The sequence below is a fragment of the Mycobacterium sp. 94-17 genome, from assembly GCF_035617725.1.
Taxonomy (GTDB): domain Bacteria; phylum Actinomycetota; class Actinomycetes; order Mycobacteriales; family Mycobacteriaceae; genus Mycobacterium.
Genome location: NZ_JAPIYN010000024.1, coordinates 58991 through 76872 on the forward strand (window position 1 = coordinate 58991; position 17882 = coordinate 76872).

Annotated in this window: 22 protein-coding genes; 13 read left to right on the forward strand and 9 right to left on the reverse strand. The window is 68.8% G+C overall.

What is annotated here, in order from left to right:
* Nucleotides 1-3: 3 nt before the first annotated feature.
* Entirely contained in the window at nt 4-1143 is a 1140-nt protein-coding gene (locus tag OQ789_RS22415; protein WP_324688401.1) for a DUF3152 domain-containing protein, read from the reverse strand.
* Nucleotides 1144-1235: 92 nt separating this feature from the next.
* Between OQ789_RS22415 and OQ789_RS22420 the strand changes: the two genes are divergently transcribed.
* Complete coding sequence (locus OQ789_RS22420; protein WP_324688366.1) at nt 1236-1922, forward strand: TetR/AcrR family transcriptional regulator; 687 nt, start codon at nt 1236-1238, stop codon at nt 1920-1922.
* Here the strand turns inward: OQ789_RS22420 and OQ789_RS22425 are convergent.
* Complete coding sequence (locus OQ789_RS22425) at nt 1919-2179, reverse strand: DUF3107 domain-containing protein (protein ID WP_324688402.1); 261 nt, start codon at nt 2177-2179, stop codon at nt 1919-1921. The genes OQ789_RS22420 and OQ789_RS22425 overlap by 4 nt on opposite strands.
* Nucleotides 2180-2401: 222 nt before the next feature.
* Between OQ789_RS22425 and OQ789_RS22430 the strand changes: the two genes are divergently transcribed.
* On the forward strand, nt 2402-3115 hold the full coding sequence (locus tag OQ789_RS22430) for an MmpS family transport accessory protein (RefSeq protein ID WP_324688367.1): 714 nt from the start codon (nt 2402-2404) through the stop codon (nt 3113-3115).
* A gap of 24 nt (nt 3116-3139) precedes the next feature.
* Here the strand turns inward: OQ789_RS22430 and OQ789_RS22435 are convergent, their stop codons facing one another.
* Entirely contained in the window at nt 3140-3847 is a 708-nt protein-coding gene (locus tag OQ789_RS22435) for a ferritin-like fold-containing protein (RefSeq protein ID WP_324688368.1), read from the reverse strand.
* A gap of 277 nt (nt 3848-4124) precedes the next feature.
* On the opposite strand from OQ789_RS22435, the gene OQ789_RS22440 reads away from it, so the two are divergent.
* A complete protein-coding gene (locus tag OQ789_RS22440; RefSeq protein WP_324688369.1) occupies nt 4125-5687 on the forward strand; it encodes a DEAD/DEAH box helicase in 1563 nt (520 codons plus the stop codon).
* Nucleotides 5688-5703: 16 nt separating this feature from the next.
* Nucleotides 5704-6930, forward strand: coding sequence for a hypothetical protein (locus OQ789_RS22445; RefSeq protein WP_324688370.1), 1227 nt, complete (start codon nt 5704-5706; stop codon nt 6928-6930).
* A 121-nt stretch (nt 6931-7051) separates the two neighbouring features.
* On the opposite strand, the gene OQ789_RS22450 is transcribed toward OQ789_RS22445, so the two are convergent.
* A complete protein-coding gene (locus OQ789_RS22450) occupies nt 7052-7852 on the reverse strand; it encodes an AAA family ATPase (RefSeq protein ID WP_324688371.1) in 801 nt (266 codons plus the stop codon).
* A 132-nt stretch (nt 7853-7984) separates the two neighbouring features.
* On the opposite strand from OQ789_RS22450, the gene OQ789_RS22455 reads away from it, so the two are divergent.
* From OQ789_RS22455 to OQ789_RS22465, 3 genes are read left to right on the forward strand one after another with little or no spacing between them, the layout of a single operon-like run.
* Entirely contained in the window at nt 7985-8575 is a 591-nt protein-coding gene (locus OQ789_RS22455; RefSeq protein WP_324688372.1) for an acid phosphatase, read from the forward strand.
* Complete coding sequence (locus OQ789_RS22460; protein WP_324688373.1) at nt 8572-9669, forward strand: isochorismate synthase; 1098 nt, start codon at nt 8572-8574, stop codon at nt 9667-9669. The genes OQ789_RS22455 and OQ789_RS22460 overlap by 4 nt, the downstream gene beginning before the upstream one ends.
* On the forward strand, nt 9666-10148 hold the full coding sequence (locus tag OQ789_RS22465) for a GNAT family N-acetyltransferase (RefSeq protein WP_324688374.1): 483 nt from the start codon (nt 9666-9668) through the stop codon (nt 10146-10148). Before OQ789_RS22460 ends, OQ789_RS22465 begins: the two co-directional genes overlap by 4 nt.
* Here the strand turns inward: OQ789_RS22465 and OQ789_RS22470 are convergent.
* Nucleotides 10100-10531: a hypothetical protein gene (locus tag OQ789_RS22470; RefSeq protein ID WP_324688403.1), complete on the reverse strand. Its 432-nt coding sequence runs from the start codon at nt 10529-10531 to the stop codon at nt 10100-10102. The genes OQ789_RS22465 and OQ789_RS22470 overlap by 49 nt on opposite strands.
* A 143-nt stretch (nt 10532-10674) precedes the next feature.
* On the opposite strand from OQ789_RS22470, the gene OQ789_RS22475 reads away from it, so the two are divergent.
* The gene (locus tag OQ789_RS22475) at nt 10675-11640 is read left to right on the forward strand and encodes a diacylglycerol/lipid kinase family protein (protein ID WP_324688375.1); all 966 of its coding nucleotides are present in this window, start codon (nt 10675-10677) and stop codon (nt 11638-11640) included.
* A 270-nt stretch (nt 11641-11910) separates the two neighbouring features.
* Nucleotides 11911-12165 carry a transcriptional regulator WhiB1 gene (whiB1, locus tag OQ789_RS22480; RefSeq protein WP_003874607.1) on the forward strand — a complete coding sequence of 85 codons (255 nt, stop codon included), beginning with the start codon at nt 11911-11913 and terminating at the stop codon, nt 12163-12165.
* 93 nt (nt 12166-12258) lie between these two features.
* On the opposite strand, the gene OQ789_RS22485 is transcribed toward whiB1, so the two are convergent.
* A complete protein-coding gene (locus tag OQ789_RS22485; protein WP_324688377.1) occupies nt 12259-13758 on the reverse strand; it encodes a sensor histidine kinase in 1500 nt (499 codons plus the stop codon).
* A gap of 49 nt (nt 13759-13807) precedes the next feature.
* The gene (locus OQ789_RS22490) at nt 13808-14023 is read right to left on the reverse strand and encodes a biotin/lipoyl-binding carrier protein (RefSeq protein ID WP_007773063.1); all 216 of its coding nucleotides are present in this window, start codon (nt 14021-14023) and stop codon (nt 13808-13810) included.
* A 232-nt stretch (nt 14024-14255) separates the two neighbouring features.
* Between OQ789_RS22490 and OQ789_RS26060 the strand changes: the two genes are divergently transcribed.
* On the forward strand, nt 14256-14330 hold the full coding sequence (locus OQ789_RS26060; RefSeq protein ID WP_011728008.1) for a 50S ribosomal protein bL37: 75 nt from the start codon (nt 14256-14258) through the stop codon (nt 14328-14330).
* 7 nt (nt 14331-14337) lie between these two features.
* On the opposite strand, the gene rsrA is transcribed toward OQ789_RS26060, so the two are convergent.
* Entirely contained in the window at nt 14338-14652 is a 315-nt protein-coding gene (gene rsrA / locus OQ789_RS22495) for a mycothiol system anti-sigma-R factor (RefSeq protein ID WP_324688378.1), read from the reverse strand.
* Nucleotides 14649-15329 (reverse strand): sigma-70 family RNA polymerase sigma factor, encoded by a 681-nt coding sequence (locus OQ789_RS22500; RefSeq protein WP_324688404.1) that lies wholly within the window; start codon nt 15327-15329, stop codon nt 14649-14651. Before OQ789_RS22500 ends, rsrA begins: the two co-directional genes overlap by 4 nt.
* A 336-nt stretch (nt 15330-15665) precedes the next feature.
* Between OQ789_RS22500 and OQ789_RS22505 the strand changes: the two genes are divergently transcribed.
* From OQ789_RS22505 to OQ789_RS22515, 3 genes are read left to right on the forward strand one after another with little or no spacing between them, the layout of a single operon-like run.
* Nucleotides 15666-16532, forward strand: coding sequence for a DNA-3-methyladenine glycosylase 2 family protein (locus OQ789_RS22505; protein ID WP_324688379.1), 867 nt, complete (start codon nt 15666-15668; stop codon nt 16530-16532).
* Between the two features lie 9 nt (nt 16533-16541).
* Nucleotides 16542-17402, forward strand: a complete 861-nt coding sequence (locus OQ789_RS22510; protein ID WP_324688380.1) for an NAD(P)-dependent oxidoreductase — start codon at nt 16542-16544, stop codon at nt 17400-17402.
* Nucleotides 17402-17875, forward strand: coding sequence for an aminoacyl-tRNA deacylase (locus tag OQ789_RS22515; RefSeq protein ID WP_324688381.1), 474 nt, complete (start codon nt 17402-17404; stop codon nt 17873-17875). The genes OQ789_RS22510 and OQ789_RS22515 overlap by 1 nt, the downstream gene beginning before the upstream one ends.
* The last annotated feature ends 7 nt before the right edge of the window (nt 17876-17882 follow it).

The window sequence follows — 17882 nt, forward strand, 5'->3', positions numbered from 1 at the left end:
GGGCTAGGCGATCGGGTACGGCCAGGGATTGAACCGGCACGTCTTCCCGTCGGCCTTGACAACGTCGGGGTCGAACTGGGCGGCGTCATTGTTCGACGTGGAGAACGTCTGCTGCATCATCACCGGAGCCAGGGCGCCCTGCTGCTCGCACGGCTCGTGGTGCAGGTATCCGATGGCGTGGCCGACCTCGTGGTTGATCACGTACTGCCGGTAGGAACCGATGTCCCCCTCGAAGGGCACCGCGCCCCGGATCCAGCGCGCCTCGTTGATGAACACCCGCGCCTCGCGGTTGGCGCCAAAAACCGGGTTGTAGCACGAGGTCTCGAGCCGAAACTCGTAGCCACACCCCTCGCGCACCGTCACCGGCGACACCAGAGAGATCCGGAAGTCGGGCTTGCTCGCAGCGCTGCCGTCGACGCGGATGAAGGCGAACTGCGGGTTGTGCGTCCACCCCTTCGGATTGGCCAGCGTCTGGTCGACCATCTGGGCGAAAGCGTCGTCGCCGCCGAACATGGTCGGGTCGATGCCGTTCTCCACTTCGACGGTGTAGCGGAACACCTTTGCCGTGCCCTGGCCGATCTGGGGCGTGGCGCCAGGCACCACATGCCACGTCTTGTCGCCCGCCTCGGTGAACGGACCGCCATCGGGCAGCGTCCCCGCCGGCAGGTTGGCGTCGAACGCGGCGAGCCCGCGCGGCGGGGCGTCGATGATCGTCGTGCCCACGGCGCCGATCGCGGGCGGACTCTGGATGGGCTGGTCGGCCATCGGTTTGGACGCGCCGGTACCGGTCACCGTCTGATACATGACGATCGCGGTGAGCACCACCAGGACGGGCAGGGCATACGCACGCCACCCGTAGGTGGAGACGAAGCGTCCCAACCAGGTTTGTTTGCGCCACTGTCGCGGCCGCTCGCGGTCGGCCCGGGGCCGCCCGGCTTCGGACGCCAGGGGATCGCGCAGCGCCCGCAGGGGCTCTCGCCACTCGTCGCGCAACACCGGCACTCGACCCGTGTTGCGCGGCGGCTGCGGGGACGTCATTTCCCCAGGATTACACAACTGGCGACCCCTGCCATTCGTGGCGCGCCCGAATCCGCCCTCCGACACCGCTTCTGCCTGCGACGACGACGGCGGCGGCGGTCGCATCACGCGGGCGGGTAGTAAGGTACATCCACGGGCTGCGAGCGGCTGACCCCGCTTTACTGCTGGGCCGCCGCCGACAATCAGATGAGGAATCGATGAGCGAACTCGCCAAGGTGCCGGCGCGCCGCGCCGTCAGATCGGCTGACCGCGGTCGGCCGGCAGACGGAGCCGCGGTTTCGAACCGGCGGGGCAACCGGTTGCCCCGCGACGAGCGGCGCGGCCAATTACTCATCGTGGCCAGTGACGTGTTCGTCGACCGGGGCTACCACGCGGCAGGCATGGACGAGATCGCCGATCGGGCCGGAGTCAGCAAACCTGTTCTATACCAACACTTTTCGAGCAAGCTTGAGCTGTACCTGGCCGTACTGGCGCGACACGTGGAGAACCTGGTCTCGGGCGTTCAGAATGCGTTGAGCACCACCACCGACAACCGGCGCCGGCTGCACTCCGCGGTGCAGGCGTTTTTCGATTTCATCGAGCACGACAGCCAGGGCTACCGGCTGATCTTCGAAAACGACTACGTCACCGAACCCGAGGTGGCCGCCCAGGTTCGCGTTGCCACCGAAGCCTGCATCGACGCGGTCTTCGCATTGATCAGCGAGGACTCCGGGCTGGACCCGCACCGGGCCCGGATGATCGCGGTCGGCCTGGTCGGCATCAGCGTCGACTGCGCGCGGTATTGGCTGGACTCCGACCGCCCGATCTCCAAGGCGGACGCGGTCGAGGGCACCGTCCAGTTCGCCTGGGGCGGACTGTCACACGTGCCGCTTGCCCGCTCTTAAGACCCCTTGCCGGCGTGTTTGCCGGATTCGGCGCTGATCCCGAAGCCCACCCGGCGCGCGTCGGCGGCGCCGATCTCGACGTAGGCGATCTTGGCGGTGTGGATCAGGAAGCGGCGACCCCGCTCGTCGCTCAGGCGCAGCAGACCCGACCCGTCGCTCAGCGCGGCGCTCACCAGTTCCTCGACCTCAGCGGGCGTCTGGGCGCTGGCAAGGACCAGCTCGCGCGGACTCTCCGTGATACCGATCTTGACCTCCACGGTCACCCCTTCCCTGGGTCGTGCAGCCTTGCGCAGGTGTTGCAGTGCCGGCACCTGTCAGACGCAGGCTAGTGGACGCGACTGAACGCCACCGCCCCGGCGTCCCAGACTTCGCGGTCAGCGAAACGCGGGGTCGCAGCCCGGTAACGATTCGCTTGCAGGTTGTCTCCGCCACCCGGGCGATGCACGTTCCCGTGCTTTCACATCGCTAACTTCGGCACCATGAGTACCACACTGCCGCACATTGACGACGAAAGGATCCGGGACTACCCGGCAGACGACGACGCCTGCGACACCGATCCCTACCTGAACGACGACTACAACTGGACCGGCTGGCCGGCCGATTCGCGCTGGCGCCCCGCCACGGCAGTGCTGGGCGCGGTCGTCGCCCTGGGCGCCATCGCCACCGCCGTCATCATCAACAGCGGCGACAGCGCGTCGACCAAGGCCACGGTGGGTGCGCCGGCCCCCCACCCGGTGACCTCGGCACCGGCGACGACCAAGGCATCCGTACCGCCCCGCGCCGCCCCCGGCCCCGCCCAGTTGCCACCCGAGACCGTCACGACGGTCACCACGCCCAGCGCCGCGCCGTCCATCGCCCCGCCCGCGGTGGCCGCGCCGACCGTCGCGCCCCCGCTCGCGGCCGCGCCGCCGGCGGCCGCGCTCAATCCGCGCACCGTCATCTACAGCGTGAACGGAACCAAGCAGCTGCTGGACCTGGTGAACATCGTCTACACCGACGCTCGGGGCGTGCCGCAGACCGAGTTCAACGTCTCGCTGCCGTGGTCGAGGGCGGTGGTGCTGAATCCGGGCGTGGAGACCGAATCCGTGGTGGCGACCAGCTTCTACGGCCGCCTCAGCTGCTCGATCTTCAACGCCGCCGGTCAGCGGGTCATCGCGTCCAACGTCTCGAACATGGCGACCTGCGCGAGCTGAGTCCCGCGGCGGGACTCGCTGCCCTCAGCTCAGGCCCAGCTCGTGCATGCGCCGGTCGTGCGTCTGTTGCATGCGGTCGAAGAACGCGTTGAGCTGGCCCAGCCCGCCGGCGCCCAACATCACCAGGTCGACCAGCTCGTCGTGGTCGGCCAGCAGGTACTGGGCCTGCGTGATCGCTTCGCCGAACAGCCGGCGCGACCACAGCGCCAGCCGGCTGCGCTGCTTGCCGCTGGACGTCACCGCGGCCCGCACCTCGGCCACGACGAACTGCGAGTGCCCGGTTTCTGACAACGCCGCGCGGACGACGTGGGCGACCTCGTCGGGCAGGCCGTGGGCGATCTCCAGGTACAAATCGGCCGCCAGGGCGTCCCCTACATAGGTCTTCACCAAGGCCTCCAGCCATGTGCTGGGCATGGTCAGCCGGTGGTAGTTCTCCAGGGCCGAGACGTATTTGGACATCGCCGACACTACGTCGACACCGCGGCTTTCCAGCGCATCGCGGAGCTGCTCGTAGTGCTGCATCTCGGCGGCCGCCATACTCGCCATCGAGATGCGTCCGCGCAGGTCAGGGGCCATCCGCGCCTCGTCGGTGAGCCGGTAGAACGCGGCGATCTCGCCGTAGGCCAGGACCGCGAACAACTCGTTGACACCCGGGTGGTCGGCCGACAGCCGCGGGGAGGGCGAATCGGCTAGCTGGTCGGCAGCGGCGGGCTGGCTGGAGGGCCGGGTCATGGCAACACTGTAGTCGGCTGACTTGGCGCAAAATGGGAGCCGGCTGTCGACCAGCTATCATGTAGGTAGATGGCGGTTGTTTTTGTGCCGTAATTGTTCTTCAGGCCGCTATCGGCGAAATGTGCGTGCACAGCTGGCCCGCCCTGACGGGACCTTCCCAGACTGAGGCAGGGCCGGCGACTCGGCGACGTATTCGGAGTCGTAACTCGTGCGCGCGTGACCGCGACAGAGAAATACCGACAAACCGATACGTCACCGAGAGGCTACTCACCCACGCATGACCACACTCACCGACACAACTGAACCAACCCCCCAACCAACATTCGCCCAGCTCGGCGTCCGCGACGAAATCGTGCGCGCGCTCGCCGAAAAGGGGATCGAAAGCCCTTTTGCGATCCAAGAGCTGACCCTGCCGATGGCGCTGGCCGGCGACGACCTGATCGGGCAGGCCCGTACGGGGATGGGCAAGACCTTCGCTTTCGGCGTGCCGCTGCTGCAACGCATCACGGCCGGCACCGCCGCACGGCCGCTGAACGGCACACCACGGGCGCTCATCGTGGTGCCCACCCGCGAGCTGTGCCTGCAGGTCACCGATGACCTGACGCTGGCCGCCAAGCACCTGACCGCCCAGAAGGGCGATGCCGGCCCCGAAAGGGCGCTGTCCGTGGTCCCCATCTACGGCGGACGCCCCTACGAGCCGCAGATCGAGGCGCTGCGCGCCGGTGCCGACGTCGTGGTGGGCACGCCGGGCCGGCTGCTTGACCTGAGCCAACAGAATCACCTGCAACTGGGCGGGCTGTCGGTGCTGGTGCTCGACGAGGCCGACGAGATGCTCGACCTGGGCTTCCTGCCCGACATCGAGCGCATCCTGCGCCAGATCCCGACCGACCGGCAATCCATGCTGTTCTCGGCGACCATGCCGGACCCGATCATCACGCTGGCCCGCACCTTCATGAACCAGCCCACCCACATCCGGGCGGAGGCGCCGCACTCGGCGGCCACCCACGACACCACCGTCCAGTACGTCTACCGGGCCCACGCCCTGGACAAGGTGGAGCTGGTCAGCCGCGTCCTGCAGGCCGAGGGCCGGGGCGCGACGATGATCTTCACCCGCACCAAGCGCACCGCGCAGAAGGTGGCCGACGAGCTGGCCGAGCGGGGCTTCAAGGTTGGAGCAGTGCACGGTGACCTGGGTCAGATCGCTCGCGAGAAGGCACTGAAGGCCTTCCGCACCGGCGAGATCGACGTGCTGGTCGCCACCGACGTCGCCGCGCGCGGCATCGACATCGACGACATCACGCACGTCATCAACTACCAGATCCCCGAGGACGAGCAGGCCTACGTGCACCGCATCGGACGCACCGGCCGCGCCGGCAAGACCGGAATCGCGGTCACCCTGGTCGACTGGGACGAGCTGCCCCGCTGGGCGATGATCGATAAGGCGCTGGGCTTGCAGACCCCGGAGCCGGCCGAGACCTACTCCAACTCCCCGCACCTGTACACCGAGATGGGCATTCCCGCTGAGGTAGGCGGCACGGTGGGTACGGCCCGCAAGCCGCGGGGCCAGCGCCGCAGCAGCGATCGGGACGGCAAGAAACCGGAGCAGAAGTCGGAGAAGCCCGCGCGGCGCTCCGGCGCCCGCCGCCGCACCCGTGGTGGTCAGCCCGTCACGTCGCATCCGTCGGGCACCGGGGCCGCAAGCGCCAACGGCGAGGCCGCCGCGGAGACCCCGGCCGCCGCTCCCCCCGGCAACGCGGGCTCCACCCGGCGCCGCCGTCGCCGTCGCAAGCCCGCCGAAGGGCAGGCCGCCACCGCGGCGGCCGCCACGCAGAGCAACTAAATCCCCGCGCCCGCGCATGGTCAGACCCGAGCGCCGGACCAAGGGTGACCTGCTCGCCGCCGCTGCCATCGTGGTCGTCGTCGCCACGGTGGCGGCGTTGATCTGGTGGAGTAGCGACGCCCGGGCCACCACCAGCCGGCCCGCGGCCGTCCCGGCGCCCAACCCGACCCCGGCCCGCGACGTGCCTGCCGCGCTCAAGCAGCTGTGGAGCGCCGCCAGTCCGGCCACTACCGCCCCGGTGGTGGCCGGCGGTGAGGTGATCACCGCCGGCGGCCGCCGGATCGACGGGCGCGATCCCGACACCGGCCAGTCCCGCTGGAGCTACTCCCGCGGCACCGACCTGTGCGGAGTCACCTGGCTGTACCGCTACGCCGTCGGCGTCTACCGCGACGACCGCGGCTGCGGGCAGGTGAGCACCCTGGACGGCTCCACCGGTCGCCGCGGGCCCGCCCGCAGCGGTTACGCCGATCCGCGGGTGCGGCTGTCCTCCGACGGCATGACGGTGCTGTCGGTCGGCGACACTCGGCTGGAGCTGTGGCGTTCGGACATGGTCCGGATGCTGGTCTACGGCGAGACCGACGCGCGGGTGAAACCGTCGACGCGCGGGCTGCACTCCGGGTGCAGGCTGATCTCGGCCGCGGCCAACTCCCAGGCGGTATCGGTGCTGGAGAGCTGCGCGAATCACGCCGACCTGCGGTTGGTGCTGCTGCGCCCGGGAAAGGACGACGACGAACCCCAGCAACACATCGTGGCCGAACCGGGCATCGCGCCGGACTCAGGCGCGCGGGTGCTGACCGTCGCGGAGAACACCACGGCGGTGTACCTGCCGGCGCCGCACCCCCGAGTCGACGTCATCGACGAGACCGGCGCCACCGTGGCGAGCACCCCGCTGCCCAAGCCGCCGTCTCGCTCGGCAGCGGTTTCCCATCCGGGCAGCCTGATCACCTGGTGGACCGGTGATTCGCTGATGGTCTTCGACGCGAACACGCTGGCGTTGCGCTACACCATCGCCGCGGGCGGCACGACGGCGCCGCTGGGGCCCGGGGTGATGATGGCGGGCCGGCTGCTGGTGCCGGTCACTGGCGCCATCGGGATCTACGACCCGTTCAGCGGCGCCAACGAGCGCTACATACCGGTGGACCGCTCGACCAGCGCCCCACCCGCGGGCAAACCGGTGTTCCCGGCCGTGACGGGGTCGCGGGTGCTCGAGCAGCGCGGCGACACCCTGGTGGCGCTGGGCTGACGGCCGCCGCTGGGCCAGATGACGACGACCCGCTGCGCCCGGCTACGCCGCGCTTGCGATCGCCGCTGGGCCAGATGACGACGACCCGCTGCGCCCGGCTACGCCGCGCTTGCGATCGCCGTTAAGCCTCGACGGCGTACGTCGGCAGGGGCTTGCCGCTCTTCCAGTGCTTGAGCAGCGCCGCCGCCAGATCCGCGTATGCCTTCGCGCCCTTGTTCTTGCGACCGGCCATCACCGACGAGCCCGATGCGCTGGCCTCGGCGAATCGCACCGTGCGCGGAATCGGCGGGGCGAGCACCGGCAGGCTGTACCGGTCGGCGACGTCGAGCAGGACGTCGCGGGTGTGGGTGGTGCGCGAGTCATACAGCGTCGGCAGGGCGCCGAGCAGTCGCAGCTGCGGGTTGGTGATCTGCTGGACGTCGGCGACGGTGCGCAGGAACTGACCGACCCCGCGGTGCGCGAGGGTCTCGCACTGCAACGGCACGATCACCTCGTCGGCCGCCGTCAGCCCGTTGAGGGTGAGCACGCCCAGCGACGGCGGGCAGTCGATGATCACCACGTCGAACAGGTCTTCGAGTTTGGCCAGCGCGCGCTTGAGCGCGTATTCGCGACCGGCCCGCATCAGCAGCATCGCCTCGGCGCCGGCCAGGTCAATGTTGGCCGGCAGCAACGTCATTCCCTCCGCCGTGTCGACCAGCGCGGCGTTGGGTTCGACGTCGCCCAGCAGCACCTCGTGCACGGAGACCGGTAGCTTGTCGGGGTCGTGGCCCAGCGAGAAGGTCAGGCAGCCCTGCGGATCGAGGTCGACGAGCAGCACCCGTTTCTTCTCGTCCACCATCGCCGCCCCCAGCGACGCGACCGTGGTCGTCTTGGCGACACCGCCCTTCTGGTTGGCCACCGCCAATACCCGCGTCTTACTCACCGGCGCCGCCACCTCATCGCTGCCTCCCCACTGCATCGTCGCGTGCGGTTAACAGTGCCATCCTGGCATGCGCGCGCGCGGTGCGCTCCTGTCTGACCAACCACCGCGAGTCGTCCGGCAGAATCGATCGATATGGGCTTGCACAACCATCGTCTGGTGCTGTTGCGCCACGGCGAGACCGAGTGGTCGAAGTCAGGCCAGCACACCGGCAGCAGCGAGATCGACCTGACCGACCTGGGACGGGCGCAGGCCATGCTCGCCGGCCGCGTGCTCAGTGAGCTCAACCTCCAGGACGTGCTGGTGGTCAGCAGCCCGCGCACACGGACGTTGGACACGGCCCGGCTGGCTGACATCAGCGTCGACGAGGTCTCGCCGCTGATCGCCGAGTGGAATTACGGCTCATACGAGGGCCTCACGACCCCGCAGATCCATGAAACCGACCCCGACTGGCTGGTGTGGACGCACGGCTGCCCGGGCGGCGAAAGCGTCGCGCAGGTCAGCGATCGCGCCGACGCCGCCATGGCGCTGGCGTTGGAGCACATGGCGACGCGCGACGTGCTGTTCGTCAGCCACGGCCACTTCTCCCGCGCGGTGATCACCCGCTGGCTCGAACTGCCGCTGGATGAAGGGAAGCGCTTCGGGATGCCCACCGCGTCGATCGCGGTCTGCGGGTTCGAGCACGGCATTCGCCAGCTCGGTGCGCTCGGGCTGACCGTCAAGTGAATCCCGAGCCGCTGTTCGCGTTGTGCGGACCCACCGGGACGCTCATCGCCGACGGGGCGCGGGCACGCTACGACGACGTGCGCGCCGCCCAGGCCGCGTTGCGCGCCGGGGATGCTCCGATTGTGTTGGGCGCCTTGCCTTTCGACGTCACCCGGCCGGCAGCGTTGCTGACGCCCGAGACGGTGAACGCCGCGGCCGGCCCGCCTGGCTGGCCGGCCGACGGCCTGCCGCCGGTGCGGGTGGCGCAAGCCGTGCCGCCACCAGTCGACTACCGGGACCGGATACGGCTGGCGTGCGAGCAGCTCGCCGCGGCCGACAACCCGCTGGACAAGGTGGTGCTGGCCCGCGCCCTGCGACTGGTGGCCGACGCCCCGCTGGATGCGCGCGCGATCCTGGCCCGGCTCATTGCCGCGGACCCGGCGGCCTACGGTTACCTGGTCGACCTCACCGCCGCCGGCGACGGATACGCGGGTACCGCGCTGGTGGGCGCCAGCCCCGAACTTCTCGTGGCGCGCAGCGGCGAGGTCGTCGAGTGCCGGCCGTTCGCCGGCTCGGCCCCGCGTGCCGCCGACCCACAGACCGACGCCGCCAATGGTGCCGCGCTGGCCGCCTCGGCAAAGAACCGTCACGAGCACCGCCTGGTGGTCGAGACCATCAGGGCTGCCCTGGAGCCGCTGTGCGACGAGCTGTCCATCGCCGCCGAACCACAGTTGAGCAGCACCGCGACGGTCTGGCATCTGTGCACGCCGATCACCGGCCGCCTGCGTGATACATCAAGCAGCGCAATCGATTTGGCGTTAGCGCTGCACCCGACCCCGGCGGTCGGCGGTGTGCCGACCGAGGCCGCGATGGGGCTGATCGCGGAGCTGGAAGGCGACCGCGGGTTCTACGCCGGGGCGGTGGGCTGGTGTGACGCGCGCGGCGACGGCCGCTGGGTGGTGTCGCTGCGCTGCGCGGAGCTGTCGGCCGACCGGCAGGTCGCGCTGGCGCGGGCGGGCGGCGGTATCGTCGCCGAATCCGACCCCGACGAGGAAGTCGCCGAAACGACAACGAAATTCGGCACGATCCTCAACGCCCTGGGAGTTGAGCAATGAGCCGACGCATCCGTCGCGCCGCGCCGCAAGATGCGGCGGCGATCGCCGAGATGATCCACGCGCTGGCCGCGTTCGAACACGCCGCCGATCAGTGCTCGGTGACTGAAACACAAATCGCTGCAGCGCTTTTCGATGAACCACCGACGGTGCATGGCCACGTGGCTGAGCTGGACGGCGAGGTCGCGGCAATGGCACTGTGGTTTCTCAATTTCTCCACCTGGGACGGCGCGGCCGGCATCTACCTGGAAGACCTGTTCGTGCGGCCGAAGTTTCGCCGGCGCGGGCTGGCCCGTGCGCTGATGGGCGCGCTGGCGGCCGAATGCCTGCAGCGCGGCTACACGCGGTTGTCCTGGGCGGTGCTGAACTGGAACGCCGATGCCATCGCGCTCTATGACGGCATCGGCGGCGAGCCGCTGAACGAATGGACGACCTACCGGCTGTCCGGGGCTCCGTTGGCCGCGCTGGCGGAATCGCCCTGATGGCCGGCGGCCCAGCGCACCGAAGCCGGGCTGAACAGCAACGCCAGCACGATCAGCGCCACCACGCCCGCCGGGATCCCGAATTCCGGCTGATGTGATCCGACCGCGAGGTACCACGCCACCGGCAGCAACAGCAGCTGGGTGATGACGGCCAGGCCGCGGCCCCAGCGCTTGCCCAGGATCAGCGCGCGACCCGCGGCGATCACCGCGGCACCGACCACGACGAACCAGCCCGCCGTCGCCAGGCCGTTGACTACCTGCTGATCGGCCCCCGCGAGCCCCCGCACCACCAACACCACCGCCACGACCAACGCCGCAATCCCCTGCAACACAACGATCAGGCCGGCGCGCCGAACGGGGGCGGGGGCGGCGGGCGGCGTCACAAACGCCAGCGTAGTCAGGGCGCCGTGCACTGCTCCGCACGCCGCGGCGCGGCGCGCATCGTCGCACCACTCGAACCGATTGCGGCACTCCTCCCCACGCCGCGGCGCGGCGCGCATCGTCGCACCGCCTAAGCTCGTGCCTCATGCGGGCCGTGCTGATCGTCAATCCCACAGCCACTTCCACCACGCCTGCCGCCCGCGACCTGCTGGCCCACGCGCTCACGAGCCGCCTCGAGCTCAGTGTCGAACACACGAACCATCGCGGCCATGGCACTGAGCTCGCGGAAAAGGCCGTCGCGGACGGTATCGATCTGGTGGTCGTGCACGGTGGCGACGGCACGGTGAGCGGGGTGGTCAACGGCCTGCTCGGCCGGCCGGGATCGCTTCCGACCGGACCCGTGCCCGCAGTCGCCGTGGTGCCCGGCGGCTCGGCGAACGTGCTGGCCCGTTCGCTGGGCATCTCGACCGACCCGGTCGCGGCCACCAATCAGCTCATCCAGCTGCTCGACGACCACCGGCGGCGCGGCACCTGGCGACGGATCGGCCTGATCGACTGCGGCGAGCGCTGGGCCGTGTTCAACACCGGCATGGGCGTCGACGCCGAGGTGGTGGCCGCGGTCGAAGCCGAACGCGACAAGGGCGGCAAGGTTTCGGCATGGCGCTACATCCGGGCGGCAGTGCCCGCCGTGTGGGCCTACACCCGTCGCGAACCGATGCTGACGCTCGAACTGCCGGGCCGCGACCCAATTCCCGGGGTCAGCTTCGCGTTCGTGTCGAACTCCAGCCCGTGGACTTTCGCCAACGAACGGCCGGTCTGGACCAATCCCGGCTGCAGCTTCGAATCGGGACTAGGGGTATTCGCCCCCACCACCATGAAGACCATCCCCACCCTGCGAATCGTGCGGCAGATGTTCGCCAAGCGGCCCAACTTCGACTTCAAGCACCTCATCACCGAGGACGACCTGCCCTGCCTGCGAATTACGTCGACGGGGGGCGCCGTCGCCTGCCAGTTCGACGGCGATTACCTCGGGGTGCGCGAAACCATGACGTTCAAGGCGGTCCCGGACGCGCTGGCGGTGGTCGCTCCACCTCAGCAAAAGTGGCGCTGAGCTGGCCTTATGGCGTCCCGAGAACAAATTGTCGGCGTCGCGGCCCGTGCAGTGTAGTACAACGGAGTGATGGCCCGGCTACGAGTTGATCAAAGTGAGATAGCCCACGAGCGAACTCACACTATTGACATCTGTTGAGCCTGTGAAACGATCAAAAGGTTGCGTACAGAGTTTGCGTAGGAGTCCGGACTCCTTTTCTTCTGTACGCGTTAAACAGCCGAAGAAAATGGCCGTGCGCCTTGCTGCGCACTCAGTGAGGAGTAAAGACGTATGGATTGGCGCCACAAGGCGGTCTGTCGCGACGAAGACCCGGAGCTGTTCTTCCCGGTAGGGAACAGCGGCCCGGCGCTCGCCCAGATCGCTGACGCGAAACTGGTCTGTAATCGGTGCCCGGTCACCACAGAGTGCCTCGGTTGGGCGCTGAACACGGGCCAGGACTCGGGCGTCTGGGGCGGCATGAGCGAAGACGAGCGGCGCGCACTGAAGCGTCGCAACGCCCGGACGAAGGCCCGCAGCGGGGTATAACCCACATAGCGCAAAACGGTGCGGCCTCGACGAAAGTCGGGGCCGCATCTTTGCGTGTGGATGCGTGTAGGTGCGAGTGGGTGCTCCGCACGCCTACAGCAGCAACCGGGTCCGCCGCCCGATCGGCACGCGTAGCACCACATCGGTGCCGCGAGCGGGCGCCTCACGCATGCCCAGGGTGCCGTCCAGCTCCGCCGACACCAGGGTCCGCACGATCTGCAGACCGAGGCTGTCGGAGGTCTCCAGGCTGAATCCCTCCGGCAGTCCGCGGCCATCGTCGTGCACCACCACGTCGAGCCAGCGGGCGGAGCGCTCTGCCCGGATCGTCACCGATCCTTCCTCGGCCGCCGGGTCGAAGGCGTGTTCGATCGCGTTCTGCACCAGCTCGGTGATCACCATGATCAGCGCGGTGGCCCGGTCGGAGTCGAGCACACCGAGGTCGCCGACCCGGTTGATGCGGATCGGGCGGTCCACCGACGCCACGTCGTTCATGATCGGCAGGATCCGGTCGATCACCTCGTCGAGGTTGACCTGCTCGTCCACCGACATCGACAGCGCGTCGTGCACCAACGCGATGGACGACACCCGCCGCACCGACTCGATCAGGGCCTCGCGACCCTCCGAGTTGACGGTCCGGCGGGCCTGCAGGCGCAGCAGCGCCGCCACCGTTTGCAGGTTGTTCTTCACCCGGTGGTGAATCTCGCGGATGGTGGCGTCCTTGGATATCAGGGCCCGGTCGCGGCGCTTGACCTCCGTGATGTCGCGGATCAGCACCGCCGCACCGGCGCTGGTGCCGTCGACCATCAACGGCAGCGTGCGCAGCAGCACGGTGGCTCCCCCCGCGTCCACCTCCATGCGCATGCTGCGCCCGCCGGCCACCAGATCCCGAACGTGCTCGGCCACCTCCTGGGCCTCGAACGGGTCGGAGATCAGCGGGCGCGTCACGTCAATGAGGTTGTGCCCCTCCAGTTCGGTGGTCAGGCCCATCCGGTGGTAGGCCGACAGCGCGTTGGGACTGGCGTAGGCGACGATTCCGTGCACGTCGAGGCGGATGAAGCCATCGCCCGCCCGCGGGGTCGAGCGCGACATCACCACGTCCCCCACGTCCGGAAAGGTTCCCTCGGCGAGCATGTGGACCAGATCGGCGGCGCACTCGCGGTAGGCGATCTCCAGCTGACCGGTCGCACGGTCGGCCGCAAGCGCGGTCTGATGGTGGGTGAGGACGGCCACCACCTTGCCGCCGTAACGCACCGGAGAGGCCTCGACGCGGGTGCCGGGTAGCCACGAACCTTCCTGTGCCGCAACGCCGTTGCCGATGGCGGTGCCCGACGCGAACGTCTCGGCCACCAGCCGCAACCGGTCGGATCCGACGGCGGTGCCCACCGCGTCGGTCAGCAGGCCGGTGGGCGCCGTGTTCGGCCGGCACTGCGCCACGCAGACCAGCACGCCGTCGTCGCGGCGCACCCACATCAGGTAGTCGGCGAAGGATAGGTCGGCCAGCAGCTGCCACTCCCCGACCACCGCGTGCAGGTGGTCCACCGCGTTGCCCGGCAGCATGGTGTGTTCGGCGAGCAGGTCACCGAGAGTTGACATCGTTTACTCCCCGGGTCGTTCCCCGGCGTTTGGTCGAGGGGCCCTACGGCTAGCTGATCACCGCGATGAGGTCGCCGGCCTGGATCACGTCGCCTACCGACACGCTGACCTTGCTCACTGTGCCGCCGACTTCAGCCAGGACGGGAATCTCCATCTTCATCGACTCGAGCAGCACGACGATGTCGCCTTTGCCGATCTGGTCACCCTCGTTCACCACGACTTCGAGCACGCTGGCCACGATCTCGGCACGCACATCCTCCGCCATCTTCACCCCACTCGTTTCGGCCCTCGCGCAGGCTGACTGCTGGTCATCACGTTCTCTAGGCCCATCAGGCTCGGATACATCGAACCATAGGACGGGCGCGGGCCGCGGCCCACGGCCCCCGAGTCGGCCGCACCAGGGCGAAGACACTGCACAGCCCGTCTCGTGAGAGGATGGTCGTCACGCCAACGGGCGCCGGGCGCCTGGTTTGACAGCAATCACGGAGGTTTTCACCATGGCCAAACGAGGCCGGAAGAAGCGCGACCGCAAGCACAGCAAGGCCAACCACGGTAAGCGCCCGAACGCCTGACGGGAACCTACTGCGTGCCCCGGATGATCGTGGTGCGCCGAATCTCGAGCCGTAGCCGCTCTCGCAGCCCCTCTGGGGCCCTCTCACCACTGCACTTGGTGGCGATCAGCGCCTTGATCCGCTCTTCGAGCCCGTAGTGCTTGAAGCAGCCGGGACAGGCCTCGAGGTGCATCCGCAGCTGCTCGCGGGTGTCCGGGCCGCATTCACCGTCGAGCAGCAGCCAGACCTGGCGGATGACCTCGGCGCAACCGACGCTGCCGTGGGACTCGTCGTTGGGGCAGGCGTCGGGCGAGGCACCGCCCTGGCCGGGAAACTCGCTCATGACGACACCTCCTCGTGCGTCTGCTGACCGCGGTTGAAGCCGCGCTCCTTGGCGACGTCAGCCAACAGCTCACGCAGCTGCCGACGGCCGCGGTGCAGCCGTGACATTACCGTTCCGATCGGCGTATCCATGATCTCGGCGATTTCCTTGTACGGGAAGCCTTCGACGTCGGCGTAGTAGACCGCCATCCGGAACTCTTCCGGCAGAGCCGCCAGCGCGTCTTTGATCTCCGAGTCCGGCAGCGCCTCCAGGGCCTCCACCTCTGCCGATCGCAGCCCGGTGGATGAATGCTCGGCGTTGGCCGCCAGCTGCCAGTCGGTGATCTCCTCGGTCGGGTACTCCGCAGGCTGGCGCTGCTTCTTGCGGTAGCTGTTGATGTAGGTGTTGGTCAGGATCCGATACAGCCACGCCTTGAGATTGGTGCCCGCCCGGAACGAGCGGAAGCCCGCGTAGGCCTTGACCATCGTTTCCTGCAGCAGGTCTTCGGCGTCGGCCGGATTGCGAGTCATGCGCAGGGCGCCGCCGTAAAGCTGGTCCAGCAGCGGGATCGCGTCGCGTTCGAAGCGCGCCGTCAGTTCCGCGTCCGTCTCTTCGTGCGCTGGGGGTGCGGGAGTCTCAGGCTCCCTGAGGCCATCGAGGCCATCGAGGCCATCGAGCCCATCGTTGGAGTCGGCCATGTCGATCAACCCGGTCCCTTCTGCGGCGGTGTTACCGGAGAGCACCGAAAGCGCCACCGGACTCGCAAGGAAGCCCGCCAACCGCTCCTCGCCCAACAGGCTCGTCGCCGTTGACACCACGCTGCTCCTCCCAATCTAAAGGCTGACCCCGACACCGTCCGTGCGGGTCCGCTCCACCGCAGGTGAAACCGATGTGATCAACGCCGTGGATGACCGCGCTATTTCCGCGCCGATGTCCGCACCACCACCCACACGACACATGTCGGTCCGGCCACCGATACTCACAGGCAGCAGCACTACAGGCGACTCGGGCGAAAACAGGAGCATGGGGATTCGATGCGCACTCACACCGTCGAACAAGAACTCCGCGGGCCGTGGTCGCTGGCCACGAGTCGCAAATTCTGGGAGGGCTTCACCCCGGCCGCCCTTGGCACGCGCAGCGAACCCGCCGCCCTGTCGACTGTATTTCGCGTTGAGGCCGACTGGTCGCGCGCCGAAGCGTCAATCACCCAGTCCGGGAATACCGCGATCATTACCGTCACCGGTGACGGCGACCTCGACGAAGCGGCGGCGCAGACGGCGCGGTTCCTGGCCCTCGATGTCGACGGCCGCGGTTGGCCCGATGTCGCGCAGCGAGATCCTGTGATCGCCGACGCACAGCGTGAGTTACCGGGATTGCGTCCGTGCGGATTTCACTCCCCATACGAGGCTGCGGCGTGGGCGGTGTTGTCTCAGCGGATCCGGATCGTGCAGGCGGCTCGGCTCCGCGCCGAACTCGTCGACCGGCACGGCGACCACGGGGCGTTCCCCACCCCGGCACGGCTTCTCGGTCTTCGGCTGGACCTCCCCGGCCGCAAGGCCGAATACCTGGACGCGGTGGCCGCCGCCGCACTCGATGGGCGCCTCGACGGCATCGCACTGCGGTCGATGGATCCCGAACACGCGATACAGGCGGTTCAGGAGGTCAAGGGGCTCGGTCCGTTCGCCGCCGAACTGGTCGTACTGCGGGGAGCCAATGCCCCCGATGGTCTACCGACGCACGAGGCGCGCCTCGACGACGAGATCACCGAACGCTACGGAACCGCGCACAGCCTGAGCGAGGTGTCCGAGGCGTGGCGCCCGTTTCGCACCTGGGCAGCCGTTCATCTGCGCGCGCAGCGCGAACAACGCACCCACGAAGTCGGCGGTCGGGGCGGGCGTTAGTGTGACGCCATGTCGAACGCCAAGCCCCTCGCGGGCAAGACCATGTTCATCTCCGGCGCCAGCCGCGGTATCGGCCTGGCGATCGCCAAGCGCGCCGCACAGGACGGCGCCAACATCGCGCTGATCGCCAAGACCGCCGAGCCGCACCCGAAGCTGCCGGGAACGGTCTACACCGCGGCCGAGGAACTCGAGGAAGCCGGTGGACAGGCCCTGCCGATCGTCGGGGACGTCCGCGACCCGGATTCGGTGGAGGCGGCCGTGGCCAAGACCGTCGAGCAGTTCGGCGGCATCGACATCTGCGTCAACAACGCGTCGGCGATCAACCTGGGGTCCATCGCCGAGGTGCCGATGAAGCGGTTCGACCTGATGAACGGCATACAGGTGCGCGGCACCTACGCGGTGTCCCAGGCGTGCCTGCCCCACATGAAAGGCCGGGAGAACCCGCACATCCTCACGCTGTCCCCGCCGGTGCTGCTGGGCGCGGAGTGGCTGAAGCCGACGGCGTACATGATGGCCAAGTTCGGTATGACGTTGTGCGCGTTGGGCATCGCGCAGGAGATGCGTGAGGAGGGCATCGCGTCCAACACGTTATGGCCGCGCACCCTGGTGGCCACCGCCGCGGTGCAGAACCTGCTCGGCGGCGACGAGGCGATGGGACGTGCCCGCAAGCCCGAGATCTACTCCGATGCGGCCTACGTCATCCTCACCAAGCCGTCCAAGGAGTTCACCGGCAACATGCTGCTGTGCGAGGACGTGCTGGTGGATTCGGGCGTCACCGACCTGTCGGCCTACGACTGCATTCCCGGCTCGAAACTGGGCGTCGACTTCTGGGTGGACGGCGTCAACCCGCCGGGGTACACCGGCCCGTAATGGCGTCTGCCGCCACACCGGGCATTGCAGCGTTGGTGAAAGCCGGTGTGCCGCACGATGTTTTGCGCTTCGATGTCGTTACCGACCTGTCGGATTCCGGAGATTTCGCGCCAGAGCAGGTATTCAAGACGCTGATCATCGCGCTGCCGCGCGAGCTGGCGGTCGCGGTGGTTCCGGTGCCGTCGAAGCTGCAGTTGAAGGCGGCCGCCGCGGCGCTGGGCGTGCCCAAGGCCGCCTCCCAAACCAGAATGGCCGAACCCGCGGCCGCCGAGCGCGCCACCGGATACGTGGTCGGCGGGATCTCCCCGTTCGGCCAGCGCAAGCGGCTGCGCACCGTGCTGGACGCCTCGGCGATGCGCTGGGACCGGATACTGTGCAGCGCAGGCAAGCGGGGGTGGGATGTGGTGGTGGCGCCTCAGGATCTGATCCGTTTGACCGGCGCGATCACCGCGGATTTGACCGCGCGGGCGTAACGCGGGG

Coding starts and splice junctions, on each gene's coding strand:
- OQ789_RS22485 (WP_324688377.1), bottom strand. CDS start 13,758: ATGTCAACTCTCGGTGACCTGCTCGCCGAACACACCATGCTGCCGGGC.
- OQ789_RS22440 (WP_324688369.1), top strand. CDS start 4,125: ATGACCACACTCACCGACACAACTGAACCAACCCCCCAACCAACATTC.
- OQ789_RS22465 (WP_324688374.1), top strand. CDS start 9,666: ATGAGCCGACGCATCCGTCGCGCCGCGCCGCAAGATGCGGCGGCGATC.
- whiB1 (WP_003874607.1), top strand. CDS start 11,911: ATGGATTGGCGCCACAAGGCGGTCTGTCGCGACGAAGACCCGGAGCTG.
- OQ789_RS22445 (WP_324688370.1), top strand. CDS start 5,704: ATGGTCAGACCCGAGCGCCGGACCAAGGGTGACCTGCTCGCCGCCGCT.
- OQ789_RS22510 (WP_324688380.1), top strand. CDS start 16,542: ATGTCGAACGCCAAGCCCCTCGCGGGCAAGACCATGTTCATCTCCGGC.
- OQ789_RS22435 (WP_324688368.1), bottom strand. CDS start 3,847: ATGACCCGGCCCTCCAGCCAGCCCGCCGCTGCCGACCAGCTAGCCGAT.
- OQ789_RS22490 (WP_007773063.1), bottom strand. CDS start 14,023: ATGGCGGAGGATGTGCGTGCCGAGATCGTGGCCAGCGTGCTCGAAGTC.
- OQ789_RS22515 (WP_324688381.1), top strand. CDS start 17,402: ATGGCGTCTGCCGCCACACCGGGCATTGCAGCGTTGGTGAAAGCCGGT.
- OQ789_RS22500 (WP_324688404.1), bottom strand. CDS start 15,329: ATGGCCGACTCCAACGATGGGCTCGATGGCCTCGATGGCCTCGATGGC.
- OQ789_RS22455 (WP_324688372.1), top strand. CDS start 7,985: ATGGGCTTGCACAACCATCGTCTGGTGCTGTTGCGCCACGGCGAGACC.
- rsrA (WP_324688378.1), bottom strand. CDS start 14,652: ATGAGCGAGTTTCCCGGCCAGGGCGGTGCCTCGCCCGACGCCTGCCCC.
- OQ789_RS22420 (WP_324688366.1), top strand. CDS start 1,236: ATGAGCGAACTCGCCAAGGTGCCGGCGCGCCGCGCCGTCAGATCGGCT.
- OQ789_RS22505 (WP_324688379.1), top strand. CDS start 15,666: ATGCGCACTCACACCGTCGAACAAGAACTCCGCGGGCCGTGGTCGCTG.
- OQ789_RS22475 (WP_324688375.1), top strand. CDS start 10,675: ATGCGGGCCGTGCTGATCGTCAATCCCACAGCCACTTCCACCACGCCT.
- OQ789_RS22415 (WP_324688401.1), bottom strand. CDS start 1,143: ATGCGACCGCCGCCGCCGTCGTCGTCGCAGGCAGAAGCGGTGTCGGAG.
- OQ789_RS22430 (WP_324688367.1), top strand. CDS start 2,402: ATGAGTACCACACTGCCGCACATTGACGACGAAAGGATCCGGGACTAC.